Genomic DNA, 13,165 nt, shown 5'->3' on the forward strand with positions numbered 1-13,165 from the left:
GGGCGAGGCCGGAAGGCCGCACCTCACGGAGCCGCGCGGGTGTAGCTCAGTAGTAGAGCGCCCCCTTTCCAAGGGGGAGGCGCAGTGTGCGATCCCTGTCACCCGCTCTCGTCACGGCCCGACCTGCTCCACCGATCGGGTACAGTGATGGTCGCACCGGGCGGTGAAAGCCGGTCGGGAGCATGCGGACGTAGCTCAGTTGGTAGAGCGCAACCTTGCCAAGGTTGAGGTCGCGAGTTCGAGCCTCGTCGTCCGCTCCAGTGGGAAAGGCCCCGGTCCTCGGACCGGGGCCTTCGCCATTCTCGGATGTTCACCGTTCTTCACCGTTTTGGGGCCTTCACCGTTTTGGGGCCGCCGTCCTTCGCGTTCCGGTGGCCTGCTGGTCCGCCGCACCGCCGTCGTCCGCCCGCCTCAGCCCCGATGACATTTGTCATGAACAGCGGTGACAGCCCGCACTGCCCGCGCCCGCGGACCGCCGGAACGCTGGACGTATGAGGACCGACGAGTGCGTGATCGACGTCACCGGGCTGCGCCGCGGCTACAGCGGGGGATTCGAGGCGGTGCGCGGCATCTCCTTCTCCGTGGCACGCGGCGAGCTGTTCGCCCTGCTCGGGACGAACGGAGCCGGCAAGACCTCGACCGTCGAACTGCTCGAGGGCCTGGCCCGCCCCAGCGCCGGGCAGGTGCGCGTCCTGGGCGTTGACCCGTACGAGCGACGCGACGAGGTGCGGCCGCGCACCGGCGTCATGCTCCAGGAGGGCGGTTTCCCCTCGGATCTGACGGTCGAGGAGACGGCGCGGATGTGGGCCGGCTGCACCAGCGGCGCCCGCCCGCTCGGCGAGGCCCTCGAACGCGTCGGGCTCGGCCACCGGGCCCGTGTACGGGTCAAGCAGCTCTCGGGCGGCGAACGGCGCCGACTGGACCTGTCGATGGCGCTGATCGGCCGTCCCGAGGTGCTGTTCCTGGACGAGCCGACGACCGGTCTCGACGCCGAGGCGCGGCACGAGACCCAGCGCCTGGTGCGCGAACTGCGGGACGGCGGCACGACGGTGGTGCTCACGACCCACTACCTCGAGGAGGCCGAGGAGCTCGCCGACCGGCTCGCGATCCTCCACCGTGGCCGTATCGCGGCGTCCGGGACCACCGCCGAGGTGATCGCGCAGCACCCCGGACGGATCTGCTTCGAGCTGCCCTTCGGCTATGTGCTCGGCGACCTGCCGCCGCTCCCCCGGCTCGGGGTGACCGGCCACGAGGTGGCGGGGCAGCGGGTCCGGCTGCGGACGGAGCGGCTGCAGGAGTCGCTGACCGCGCTTCTGGTCTGGGCGGAGAACCAGCGGGTGACGCTCGACCGGCTCGACGCGCGCGCGGCGTCGCTCGAGGAGGCGTTCCTGGCGATCTCCGGCGAGGCGGCGGAGGACGGGCGATGACGGACAGGACGAGGCCGGGCACGACGAACCCCCTCGCGAAAGGGCACGGCGCGACGAAGCGCGGCGCGACCGAGCCGGTGCGTCTTCGCCCGTCGGGCCCGCGCGCGGGCGGAGGCACCCGCACCGCGGGGCGGCTGGCGGCCCTCGGCCGCGCCGAGCTGACCCTGCTCGTACGGAACCGGACGGCGCTGTTCATGGCGCTGCTCATGCCCGTCGCGATGCTGTGGCTGATCCGGCTGACGGTCTCCGGCAGCCGTGCGGCCGGGACGGGGACGAGCGCCACCGAGACCGCCATGCCCGGCGGGATCGGCGTGGTGCTCGTCCTGGTCGTGTACGCCAATCTCGTACCGGCCTATGTCGCGCGCCGCGAGGAACTGGTGCTCAAGCGGCTGCGGACGGGAGAGGCGAAGGACCTGGAGATCCTCGCCGGGACGGCGCTGCCGTCGGTGTCCGTGGCGCTCGCCCAGTGCGCGCTGCTGGTCGGTGCCGGCACCCTGATCCTCGACGTGACCGCGCCGAAGCAGCCCGAACTGCTGCTCGCGGGTGTGCTGTTGGGCTCGCTGCTGCTGGTGGCACTGGCTGCCGTGTCGAGCGCGGTGACGCGCACGGTGGAGAGCGCGCAGCTCACGGTGTTGCCGCTGATGGCGGTGTCGTTCTTCGGCTCGGGCCTGTTCGTCCCGCCGGACGTCATGCCGGAGCGGCTGTCCGACGTCATGCGGCTGATGCCGCTGACCCCGGTCGTGGACCTCGTACGGTACGGCTGGCTGGGTGGCGCCGGTGCGGACGAGGTGCTGTACGCCCTGGTCCGGGCTGTGGCCTGGACGGCGCTCTCCGTGTTTGCTGTACGGCGATGGTTCCGCTGGGAGCCGAGACGCTGAGCGCGGAGTGCGGGACGGGAAGTGGAGCGGAGATGTCGCGGCTGACGGGGTGGTGGAGGCAGCGGAGCGATCCTGCGCGGATCGAGTGGTACACGCGGTGGACGTTCCACTCGTTCGTCCTGGCCGAGCCCCTGACGGCGACCAACGCCATTCTCGAGGTCGGCGGCGGATTCCGGGCCCAGCTCGCCCTGTTCGTCCTGGTCGCACTGCACGCTGTCCTGTGCGGGGTGCTGACGGGCCGCGGGCTGGACTGGGTGGCGGGGCGGCGCGGACAGCCGATGCGGCTCGCCGTGGCCGTGGGGACGGCCACCGGCGTCCTGAACCTGCTCGTGATGGCGGCCCTGAGGGCCGGACACCTCGCCGACACGGGCATCGGAGTCATGGTGATCGTCTGTGTCACCGGCTTCGGCGTCGGTGCGCTCGTCCTCTCCCAGCGCGGACCGCGCCGCGTTCTGTGGACCATCGGCGCCTCCTCCGCGGGAGTCACGGTCGCGGCCGGTGCGGTGGGCCTGGGGTGGGAAGCCGCCTTCGCCCTGGCGGTCGCGTCGCTCCTCGTATCCAGCGGCTTCGCGTTCACCTACGGCTTCTCGGCCTGGATCCTGCGCACCGTATGGGAGTTGGACGCCGCCCGCGAGCTGCAGGGGCGGCTGGCGGTGGCGGAGGAGCGGCTGCGGTTCGGCCGCGATCTCCACGACGTGATGGGCCGGAACCTCTCGGTCATCGCGCTCAAGAGCGAGCTGGCCGTCCAGCTCGCCCGGCGCGGGCGGCCGGAAGCGGTGGAGCAGATGACCGAGGTGCAGCGGATCGCGCAGGAGTCGCAGCGCGAGGTACGCGATGTGGTGCGCGGCTACCGGGAGGCGGATCTGGCCGTGGAGCTGGCGGGCGCACGGTCCGTGCTGCACGCGGCCGGGGTCGTCTGCCGCGTGGAGGGGGACGGCGGAGCCGGACTGCCCGCGGACGTGCAGTCGGCGCTGGGCTGGGTCGTCCGCGAGGCGGCGACGAACGTCCTGCGGCACGGGGACGCGCACAGCTGCACCATCCGCCTCCAGGGGCCGGGCGGCGGCGAACGCGTCGTGCTGGTGGTGGAGAACGACGGCACCGTATGCGGCACGGAGGGCGGCGGGACGACGCCGGTCGCGGCGAGCGGGACTTCCGACGCCATGGATGCGCCGCGCGGTGACACCCTGGCGAGCGGCCTGCCGGGAGTCCCGTCGTGCGGTGACCCCGTCCCGTCAACGGGCAGCGACGACAAGGCCGTTCGGGAAGCCCTCGACCCGGCGGCCGCCGCACGGAGGGCGACCGCGGACGCCAGGCTGCCCGGCCCCGGGGCCGGTCTCGCGGGCCTGCGCGAACGGCTGGGCGCGCTCGGCGGCACCCTGACCGCCGGACCGCACCCGGGCGGCGTGTTCCGTCTGACCGCCGAGATCCCGCTCACCACGGCCGGGCCGTCCCCCGCGGCCACCCCCGCCCCGCGGACCGGTGGGACACCGGCGGCCGGACACCGGACCGAGGAGGCGTCCGCATGAGAAGGGATGGTCCCCTGATGAGCACGGCCGACGGCGCCAGGACCGGGCGCGTACGCGTCCTGCTGGCCGACGACGAGCACCTGATCCGGGGAGCCCTCGCCGCGCTCCTCGCCCTCGAGGACGACCTGCTCGTCGTCGCCGAGGCCGCGTCCGGGCCCGAGGCGATCGCCATGGCGCGGGCGCATGAGCCCGATGTAGCGGTGCTGGACCTGCAGATGCCGGGAGCGGACGGTGTGGCGGTCGCCATATCGCTGCGCGCCGAACTGCCCGGCTGCCGGACGATGATCGTGACCGGCCACGGCAGGCCGGGGCATCTGAAGCGGGCGCTGGCCGCCGGGGTGCGGGGCTTCGTGCCCAAGACCGTCTCGGCGCAGCGGCTCGCCGAGATCATCCGCACCGTGCACGGCGGAAACCGGTACGTGGACCCGGACTTGGCGGCCGACGCGATCAGCGCGGGGGACTCGCCGCTCACCGCGCGCGAGGCCGAGGTGCTGGAACTCGCCGCCGACGGCGCCCCCGTGGCGGAGATCGCCCGGCGGGCCGCGCTCTCCCAGGGCACGGTCCGCAACTACCTCTCGTCCGCCGCCGCGAAGTTGTCCGCGGAGAACCGTCATACGGCGGTGCGCACGGCGCGCGAACGCGGTTGGCTATAGTGGACCCGCACACGGCGCCCAGGCGCCGGGCGCGCGGACGTGGCTCAGTTGGTAGAGCATCACCTTGCCAAGGTGAGGGTCGCGAGTTCGAATCTCGTCGTCCGCTCCGCACGAAGAGGCCCCGGTCGTCCGACCGGGGCCTCTCGCCGTTCCGTGGTGCGTCGTTCGCGGTTCGTCGTTCGCCGCCCGCGGTTGGCGGCTGGCGGTTCGCGGTTGGGGGTCGGCGGTTGGGGGTCGGCGGTTGGCGGTCGCCGGTCGGCGTTGGCCGCGAACGGTTCGCCGTGAACCGTTCGCGGTCGGCCGTTACGTCCAGGGCAGGCCGGTGAGGGCCTCGTACGCCTCCACGTACTTCGCCCGGGTCCGCTCCACGACCTCCGACGGGAGCGCCGGCGGCGGCTGCTCCGCGTTTCGGTCCCAGCCCGAGGCGGGCGAGGTGAGCCAGTCGCGGACGTACTGCTTGTCGAACGACGGCTGAGGACGGCCGGGCTTCCAGGTGCCGGCCGGCCAGAAGCGGGAGGAGTCCGGCGTCAGCACCTCGTCCGCGATGACGAGCGTCTCGGCGTCCATGCCGAACTCGAACTTGGTGTCGGCGAGGATGATTCCGCGCTCGCGGGCGACGTCACGGGCGCGGCCGTAGACGGAGAGCGTGGTCTGGCGCAGCTCGGCGGCGATCTCGGGGCCGACCTGGCGTGCCACCTCTTCGTAGGGGACGTTCTCGTCGTGGTCGCCCACGGCGGCCTTGGTGGCCGGGGTGAAGATGGGGGCGGGCAGTTCGGAGCCGTCGACCAGGCCCTCGGGGAGCGCGAGGCCGCAGACCGTACGGCTCTCCCGGTACTCGGCGAGACCGGAGCCCGTGAGGTATCCGCGGGCCACGCACTCGACGGGGAGCATGCTGAGCGACTTGCACACGAGCGTGCGGCCGGCCCAGTCGGCCGGGGCTCCTTCGGGGAGGTCGGTGCCCAGGACGTGGTTCGGGACCAGGTCGGAGAGCAGGTCGAACCACCAGAGCGAGAGCTGGGTGAGGACGCGGCCCTTGTCGGGGATCTCGGTGGGCAGCACCCAGTCGTAGGCGGAGATGCGGTCACTGGCGACCATGATCAGATCGCCGGTCGCGTTCTGATACAGATCCCGCACCTTGCCGGTGTGCAGATGCACCAGGCCCGGTACCTGGACGGCCTCGGGCTTTTCCACGAATCCGGACACGCTGCCTCCGCGTTGATCGTTCCTGGAGTCGGTCACGATTCTCCCGTACCGGCCCTGCTTCCTCTCTCCAGGGTGCCGCCCACCCCGAGCGGCAGAGCAGAGGGGCCGGCTCAGGGTGCCGCGTCAGTCGCGCTTGCAGATCCGGTCGAGGAGGTTGGCGGTGGCGCGCTGGACGCGGGCGTCGACGTGACCGGGGCGGTCGAGCGCGGGCGACCAGGCGAAGGTGCCGGAGGCGAAGACGATGGCGCCGCTGGGGGCCTCGTACAGGGACGTCTCCTGGAAGCGCACTTCGCCCTCGGTGTCCTCGTACGGGGAGTGGGCCAGCAGCATGCGGTGCGTGTGCTCGGGCAGGGGCGTGCGGGGGAAGTAACGGTCCGCCTCCCCAGCGACGAGGCCGGGCAGTTCGTCGTTCTCCGTCGCCCCGGTCGCCTCCCAGAGCCAGTGGCCCGCGTTGCGGACGACCATCGGGCGGGGCTCGGGGACCCGCCCCACGTACTGGATGCCCAGCAGCGTCTGTTCCGGGCGCCCCAGTTCGCGCCAGAGGGCGGGTCTGCCGGGGCCGCGGCGCTTGCGGCAGGTGAGGAGGCGGTCCGGCTCCCCGCAGGGGGAGGGGGACAGCTCGACCTGCCAGTACATGGTGTTGGCGGAGAGGAACACCAGGGAGGTCCCGCTGTCACGGGCCTGCTCGACCGTACGGCGCATGGGGACGGACCAGTACTCGTCGTGCCCGGGGAAGACGAGGCCGCGGTAGCGGGTGGGGTCGACGCGGCCGGCGTGCAGGTCGCGGCTGTCGGCGTACGCGATGTCGTAGCCGTAGCGCTCGGCCCAGCGGATGAAGTCGTAGGCGTGGCCCACGTGCAGGGGCAGGCCCGCGCCCGCGAAGGGGCGGTCGAAGGACACGGTGACGGCGGCGTCCTTCTCGCCGAGGAGCCGGCCCGCCTCGTCCCAGGCGTGGTAGAGGCTGGCGCCGGTGTGGCCGTCCTCCGGGTACAGGTTGTACGCCTGCCAGGTGATGTCGGGCAGCAGCAGGAGCAGATCCGCGACGGGCGGGGCGGTGCGCTCGCGCTCGCTCCGCACGAAGTCCGGGTGCGCGTCGGCGGACGGGGCGTGGGTGACGGGCGGGAGATCCCGGACGGTGAACGGGATGTGGCTGCGGTAGCCGTCCACGGTGGTGAGCACGGCGACATAGGCCCCGTCGGACCAGTGGGTGGGGACCTGAAGGCGCCAGGACAGCCACCAGTGGTGGCAGGAGACGGTGCGGTCCGCCGTGAGCGGGGCGGGCTGGACGATGCCGGAGAGGCGCGGACTGGTGGTGATCTTCGCGGCACCGTCACCGCCGTAGTGACCGATGCGGTAGACGTCGACGGAGAACTGCTGGGGCGGATCGACGGTGATCCGGAAGTCGATCGCCTCACCCGGGGCCACGGCGCTGGTGGAGGCGAAACCTTTGATCTGGCGGTTGACGTCGTCGGCGGTGCGGGGGCCCGGCGAGCCCGCGGAGCGCGAGCCGGGTCTGCGGCGCGCGGTGCGGGGACCGGGGATGGCGGGGTCGACGACGCCTGCGAGGTCCTGGCCGGGGCCCTGTTCGTCGGCGGCGACGGCCGGGTCCACGTACCACGGCACGATGTGGCCCGTGTCGTCGAAGTAGCTCTCGCTGCCCCGCAGCCAGGGCAATGGGCCTTGACCGAAGGGGTCGGAGACTGCGTGCGCGAGTGCGCCCGACTCCCAGCGGCGGATCCTGTCCGTAGTCACGGACGATCCCTCCCTCCCGGACTGGTGCTCCCCTGACCGCTTACAGCACATCACACTCAGCGGTGTGTTCGTAACTGTTCGTGGTGATTCGATGTCAGGCAGTGTGATGTCAAGCAGTGATCGACTGGTGGAAATGGGATGTCCGTACTGATGTGTCCTGATTCTGTGGGCTGTTGGGGCGGGTGGGACTGGTGGTACGAGCGGCGGTGTCGCAGGGCGTAGGCGGACGCATATGCGCGGGGGATCACGTGGAGGCGCGCATCGCACGATCCCTGCGCCGTCGACGCGTGCACGGTGGGTGATGCGTCGCGGGCGGGCGGACGACGGTCGCCGTCCGCCCGTCACGGCCGCTGCCGGCTTGCGGCTTGGCTTGCGGTTTGGCTTGCGGTTTGCGGTTTGCGGTTTGCGGCTAGACCAGGCGGACCGGCTTCTCCGGCCGTACGCCGGCCGCCGCGAGCCAGTCGCGGAGCGGTCCCGGGTCACCGTCCTCCAGCAGGTTCAGCACGGGGGTGCCGAGGTCGGCTCCCCGCTTGCCGCCGACGAGGAGCACCGGCCCGTCGAGCCAGTCGAGGCCGGGTGCGGCCCCCGCCGTGTCGACGGCGGCGCAGCAGACCATGGCGGTGATGTGGTCCGCGAGCAGTTCGCGGCCCGAACGAGGTGCCTGTACGGGGAAGAGCGGGGCGGCCGGCACCGTTCCATCGCCCCACAGGGCCCCGTCCAGCAGCGGGAGCTCACCGGGATCCTCCGGGCCCTGCTCCGCCGCTCCGGCCGCGGCAGCACGCCGGCCCGCGGCCTCCTCGCGGGCCATCTCCGCGCTGAGCCGTTCGGCCAGCTTCTCGCCGATGCCCACGCCGTCGGCGGATGCCAGCCGGTCGACGACCCGGGCGAGGGTCGGCCCCAGCGGCGGCGCCCCGGTCGGGCTGCCGGGGCCGGGAGCCACGTCTGCCGCGGACCGTGCCGGTGTGGCGGACCGTGCCGGTGTGTACGCCACCGGGTCGGCCGTCTCCGGCGGCTGCGCGTCCTGCGCCGCCCCGGGTGCGGGGGGTGCGGCCGCCTGCGCCGCCTGCGGCGCGGCCTCGTGCGCGCCGGAGCCCGCGACCGGGACGTCCGCCGTGCCGGTACCGGTGCCGTTGCCGGTACCTGTGCCGGTGGGATCGGTGACGCAGGGACCGGTGATGCCGGGACCGGTGGCCGGGGCGGGCGGTGCCTTGACCGGACTCTCCGGCGCCGGTGTGCCTGCCGCGTGCGGGTTCGCCGGGTCCTCGGCGCGGTCCGACACGAGCGGTGAGGGTGCGTGCGGGGGCAGATCGTCGAGTACGCGGTGGAGGCGCGCGGCCTCCAGTCGCCACTTGCGGTCGACGACCTCCTCCGGATAGGCCGCCCAGTCCACAGGGCTCCAATCGGGGCCCGATCGCGCGGGCCCGCCGTGGAACAGGCGCGCGGCGAGCAGCGACGCCGCCTCGTCCACGGCTCCCGGCTCCTCCAGGAGATCGCACGCGGGCCGCTCCCCCAGGCGCGTGGCGAAGCCCTCCGCCAGCCGGTCGCGGCGGGACAGTTCGGTGAGGGCCGAGACCACGCCCGCGTCCAGGCGGGACGGCCAGCGCCCCATCCGCCAGGCGGGCATGGCCACGCGGGTCAGCAGCCGGTCCCAGCCCGCATAGGCGAGGCCGACCTGCTCCTGCGCGACGATCCTCAGCCCGTAGTCCACAGCCTGTGCACGACTCGACGCCGCGGCGGCGACGCCGCGCTCCATCTCGGCGGCCCGGTCCCGGCAGCCGCGCAGCATCAGCCGCACCAGCCAGCCGACGAAGGCCAAGTGTCTGCGGCGGGCCGTGACGGCGACGGCCGCGTCCAGACCCCGTACGAAACGGCGGGCCGCCGCTATGTCCGGATGCGCCGAGGGGCCCGTCCCCGCGACGACCGGCGCGAGTATCGCGCGCAGTTCGGCGACCCGCATCCACCACAGGAACGGCGATCCGATGACCAGGACCGGCGCCTCCTGCCCATGGCGTCCGCCGCCGTCTCCGCCCGGCTTGCGCGCCTGGGCCTGGGCGTCCGCGAGATGGGCGCGGTCCTCCAGCCAGCTGTCGCAGTCGGGGGTGAGCGCTATGGCCGAGGGCGCCGGTACGTCGAGGCGGTCGGCGAGGTCACGGACGAGGCGGTAGAGGTCGGGGGCCGAGGTCTCCGGGATCGGCACGGTGGGGCTGACCGCGGGTCTGGCCCGTACGACCACCAGGGCGACGACGGTGCCCACGAGCAGCACCGCGACCGCGAGCGCGGTGATCGCCCAGCGCACCGCGTCCCAGGCGGCACCGCCGATCCTGCCCGTGGCCTCCGCGGCGAACAGCACCACGGCCACGGCGGCGGGCAGCAGCCCTGCGGTCAGCGCGGCGCTGCGGGTGCGCAGCACGGCCAGTGCGCGGATCCGCGCGAAGTGCATGCCCGGCTCCGCACCGGACGTCTCGGACACGATCGAAAGTCACCCCCTGCTGGTTCCCTGGTGCACGACCGGCCTCCGGCCTTGCGACCGCGGCCTCTTGCGGCTTGCTCGTTCCCCCCACTGTGGCACCGGGAACCGACATCGCAATGCCGGTGGGCCAGTTGCCGGACGCGCAGCGCGACCGGAGGCGGCAGCTCTGGGCTCCGCCTCCGCGGAACCCTAGTTGGGGGGTGCGAGTGCGTCAGCCGTATGGCGGAGCGGTCACTCGATGGAATGGCTTTGGTCAAAGGCGGTTCCGCCGGGCTCGGCCCACAGGGCACGGAAGGCCGGCGGGGCAGGCCGCGCATATGGCCCCACCTGGGGTGAATCGTTCCGCCTCCGTGCCCCCGCGCACGACGGCCCAGGGCCCCGGACGAGGCTCCGCGCGGGCCGTTGTGCGTCAACCGGCGGTATACGACGTCGCGGGGCGGAGCCCCGGGCGGTACCGCGTCCGTGGGGTGCGGAACCGGCGAAACATGACCGAGCCTCGCCCTCGAAGGCCGAGGGCCCCCTCGAAGGCCGACGGCCCCTCGAAGGCTGAGGGCGCCGGGAAAGCCGGGACCTGGAGAGGCCGGGACCCGGGGAAGCCGGGACCCGGGAAGGCCGGGACCCGGGAAGGCCGGGACCTGGGGAGGCCGGGACCCCGGGATGGCTCAGACCTCGCCCGCCGCCTTGGCAGCGATGTCCGTGCGGTGGTGGGAGTCCGCCAGGCGGATCAGCGACGCGGCGCCGTACGCGCGCGTGCGGGCCGCCGCCAGGTCCTGGCCGGTCGCGGTGACCGAGAGGACGCGACCGCCGGCACTGAGGATCTCGCCGGCCTCGTTCCGCTTCGTGCCCGCGTGCAGCACGTACGCGTGCTCGTCGTGCCGTCCGGCCTCCTCCAGGCCCTCGATCGGGTCGCCCGTGCGCGGCGTCCCCGGATAGTTGTGGGAGGCGATGACGACCGTCACGGCGGCGCCGTCGCTCCAGCGCAGCGGCGGAAAGGCGAGCAGCGCGTCGGTCGCCGCGGCGTACAGGAGGCCGGAGAGCGGCGTCTTGAGGCGGGCGAGGACGACCTGGGTCTCGGGGTCGCCGAAGCGGGCGTTGAACTCGATCACCCGCACACCGCGCGAGGTGATCGCCAGTCCCGCGTACAGCAGGCCGGAGAAGGGCGTGCCGCGGCGGCGGAGCTCGTCCACCGTCGGCTGGAGGACGGTCTCCATGACCTCGTCGACCAGCTTCGGGTCGGCCCACGGCAGCGGCGAGTAGGCGCCCATGCCGCCGGTGTTGGGGCCCGCGTCGGCGTCGTACGCTCGCTTGAAGTCCTGGGCGGGCTGGAGCGGGACGACCGTCTCGCCGTCCGTCACGGCGAACAGCGAGACCTCGGGCCCGTCGAGGAACTCCTCGATGACGACGCGGTCGCAGGCGAGCGCGTGGCGGCGGGCCTCCTCGACGTCCTCGGTGACGACGACGCCCTTGCCCGCCGCGAGACCGTCGTCCTTGACGACGTACGGGGCACCGAACGCGTCCAGGGCCTCGTCGATCTCCTCCGGCGTGGTGCACACGTACGACCGGGCGGTGGGCACGTTGGCCGCGGCCATGACGTCCTTGGCGAAGGCCTTGGAGCCCTCCAGCCGAGCGGCCTCCGCGGACGGCCCGAAAGCCGCGATGCCGCGGGCGCGCACGGCGTCGGCGACACCGGCGACGAGCGGCGCCTCAGGGCCCACCACGACCAGGTCGGCGCCCAGCTCGGCGGCGAGAGCGGCCACGGCGGAGCCGTCGAGGGCGTCCACCGCGTGCAGCTCGGCGACCTCGGCGATGCCGGCGTTGCCGGGAGCGCAGTGGAGAGCGCTGACGTCGGGGTCGAGGGAGAGGGAGCGGCACAGGGCGTGTTCGCGGGCACCGCCGCCGATGACGAGGACCTTCACGCGGTTCAGGGTAATGGGCCGCGCCCCGGGCCCGTCGGGCCGCCCCTCCGGTCCGGCGCCGCGCCGACGCGACAGCGGCGCTCCCGCGGCTCCCTCACGCTTGTCTCCATGGCCCCCTCTCGGCCGCCCCACGGCCCCCCTCGGTCGTGCACACGGGCCCCGCCCTCGTACGAACCCCCACCCCGCCCTCCCCCTGACCCCCACCCCGCGCACGGCGACGACACCCCGACTCCTCCCGTCACCCACTGCCGTACAGCAGTGGCGGGGCACTCTTTCGGGTGACGCTCCGGCCACGCCTCTCCCAGTAGCCGCAGTCCTTCTGGGCGGAAATCTCGCGATCCCCGGCGCGTTGCCCGCGCCGCGACGGTAGGAATGTGGGCCGCGCAGCGCATCCGGCGTCGCGCGGTCGCCGACAGCGGTCGCCCGCACGCCGCGATCGCCCGCGCCCGCATCGCGTCGCACCGCACCACGCCGCAGAGCACCACAGGGTGCCCCGCGGCCGGCGCCGCCGCGCAGCGGATCGCACCGGATCGCAGTCGCAATGCACCGCCATGGCAGAGGGAGCGCACGGGTGAGTCAGCCGGAGATGCAGCCCGAGGGACTTCCACGGGAGGAGGGCGGGAGGAAGCAGGACGCCACGCACCACGGCGACCTGCTCGGACGCCCCTTCCCGCACGGCGACTGGGGCGAGCCCGCAGAGCGCCTCGAGGAGCTCTACCTGTGGGTCGAGGAGCGCGCGCTGCGCACCGCCGACTGGTATCTGGCGGGCCGGCGCTGGAAGCGCCGTACCGCCCGCGCGCTGCGCCTGGGCACGGCGGGCGCCGGCTCGGCGGCCCTGGCGTTGCCCCTGCTCGATGTGACGGGTGTCCTCGGTGACGGCACGGGCTGGGGCTTCGTCGCCCTCGTCGGCGCCGTCGCCTGCGCAGGCTGCGACCGGTTCTTCGGCGTGACATCGGGCTGGATGCGCAGCGTGGCCACGGCTCAGGCGGTGCAACGGCGGCTGGAAGTGCTGCAGTTCGACTGGGCGTCCGAGTGCGTGCGCGAGGTGCTCGGGCCGACCGAGGGCACGGCGAGCGAGGCCGCCGAGCGCTGTCTGACGGTGCTGCGGCGCTTCTCGGAGGACGTCTCGGAGCTCGTACGGGCCGAAACCGCGGACTGGATGGTGGAGTTCCGCTCGACCCCCGCTCCGCTCCACATCCAGGCGCCGGCACCGTGGGCGCCGCGGACCGAGCAGAGCGGGCAGCACGTCAGCCGCTTCCCCCTCCCGCCGCCCGCGGCCCGGCCGAGCATGCCGCGCCAGCGGCCTCCGGAGGCGCCGCGCTGAGCCGCGCCCCCGGAAC

The 13,165-nt window shown here is 73.7% G+C and carries 9 protein-coding genes and 3 tRNA genes; 8 read left to right on the forward strand and 4 right to left on the reverse strand.

Annotated elements, in window-relative coordinates; all coding sequences use genetic code 11:
• Positions 1-35 precede the first annotated feature (35 nt).
• The 7 genes from ABZ822_RS05965 (at position 36) to ABZ822_RS05995 (ending at position 4,590) form a co-directional block, all read left to right on the forward strand.
• Positions 36-107, forward strand: a tRNA-Gly gene (locus ABZ822_RS05965).
• 77 nt (positions 108-184) lie between these two features.
• A tRNA-Gly gene (locus ABZ822_RS05970) sits at positions 185-260 on the forward strand.
• Positions 261-491: 231 nt separating this feature from the next.
• The gene (locus ABZ822_RS05975) at positions 492-1,427 is read left to right on the forward strand and encodes an ABC transporter ATP-binding protein (RefSeq protein ID WP_360847520.1); all 936 of its coding nucleotides are present in this window, start codon (positions 492-494) and stop codon (positions 1,425-1,427) included.
• Positions 1,424-2,305 (forward strand): ABC transporter permease, encoded by an 882-nt coding sequence (locus ABZ822_RS05980; protein WP_360847523.1) that lies wholly within the window; start codon positions 1,424-1,426, stop codon positions 2,303-2,305. The genes ABZ822_RS05975 and ABZ822_RS05980 overlap by 4 nt, the downstream gene beginning before the upstream one ends.
• Positions 2,306-2,337: 32 nt before the next feature.
• Positions 2,338-3,831, forward strand: coding sequence for a histidine kinase (locus tag ABZ822_RS05985; protein WP_360847526.1), 1,494 nt, complete (start codon positions 2,338-2,340; stop codon positions 3,829-3,831).
• Positions 3,832-3,848: 17 nt separating this feature from the next.
• Positions 3,849-4,484: a response regulator transcription factor gene (locus ABZ822_RS05990; RefSeq protein WP_360847529.1), complete on the forward strand. Its 636-nt coding sequence runs from the start codon at positions 3,849-3,851 to the stop codon at positions 4,482-4,484.
• A 33-nt stretch (positions 4,485-4,517) separates the two neighbouring features.
• A tRNA-Gly gene (locus ABZ822_RS05995) sits at positions 4,518-4,590 on the forward strand.
• A 197-nt stretch (positions 4,591-4,787) separates the two neighbouring features.
• Here ABZ822_RS05995 and ABZ822_RS06000 read toward each other — a convergent pair.
• From ABZ822_RS06000 to purD, 4 genes are all read right to left on the reverse strand, one after another.
• Positions 4,788-5,687, reverse strand: a complete 900-nt coding sequence (locus ABZ822_RS06000) for a phosphoribosylaminoimidazolesuccinocarboxamide synthase (RefSeq protein WP_360847532.1) — start codon at positions 5,685-5,687, stop codon at positions 4,788-4,790.
• A gap of 123 nt (positions 5,688-5,810) precedes the next feature.
• The gene (locus ABZ822_RS06005) at positions 5,811-7,439 is read right to left on the reverse strand and encodes a N,N-dimethylformamidase beta subunit family domain-containing protein (RefSeq protein WP_360847535.1); all 1,629 of its coding nucleotides are present in this window, start codon (positions 7,437-7,439) and stop codon (positions 5,811-5,813) included.
• Positions 7,440-7,848: 409 nt separating this feature from the next.
• Complete coding sequence (locus tag ABZ822_RS06010) at positions 7,849-9,879, reverse strand: hypothetical protein (RefSeq protein WP_360848784.1); 2,031 nt, start codon at positions 9,877-9,879, stop codon at positions 7,849-7,851.
• A 692-nt stretch (positions 9,880-10,571) separates the two neighbouring features.
• Positions 10,572-11,825 (reverse strand): phosphoribosylamine--glycine ligase, encoded by a 1,254-nt coding sequence (gene purD, locus ABZ822_RS06015; protein ID WP_360847538.1) that lies wholly within the window; start codon positions 11,823-11,825, stop codon positions 10,572-10,574.
• Between the two features lie 571 nt (positions 11,826-12,396).
• Between purD and ABZ822_RS06020 the strand changes: the two genes are divergently transcribed.
• Positions 12,397-13,149 carry an SLATT domain-containing protein gene (locus tag ABZ822_RS06020; protein WP_360847541.1) on the forward strand — a complete coding sequence of 251 codons (753 nt, stop codon included), beginning with the start codon at positions 12,397-12,399 and terminating at the stop codon, positions 13,147-13,149.
• Positions 13,150-13,165 lie beyond the last annotated feature (16 nt).

Origin of the sequence: Streptomyces sp. NPDC047108 (assembly GCF_040643575.1) — a bacterium.
Lineage (GTDB): Bacteria > Actinomycetota > Actinomycetes > Streptomycetales > Streptomycetaceae > Streptomyces.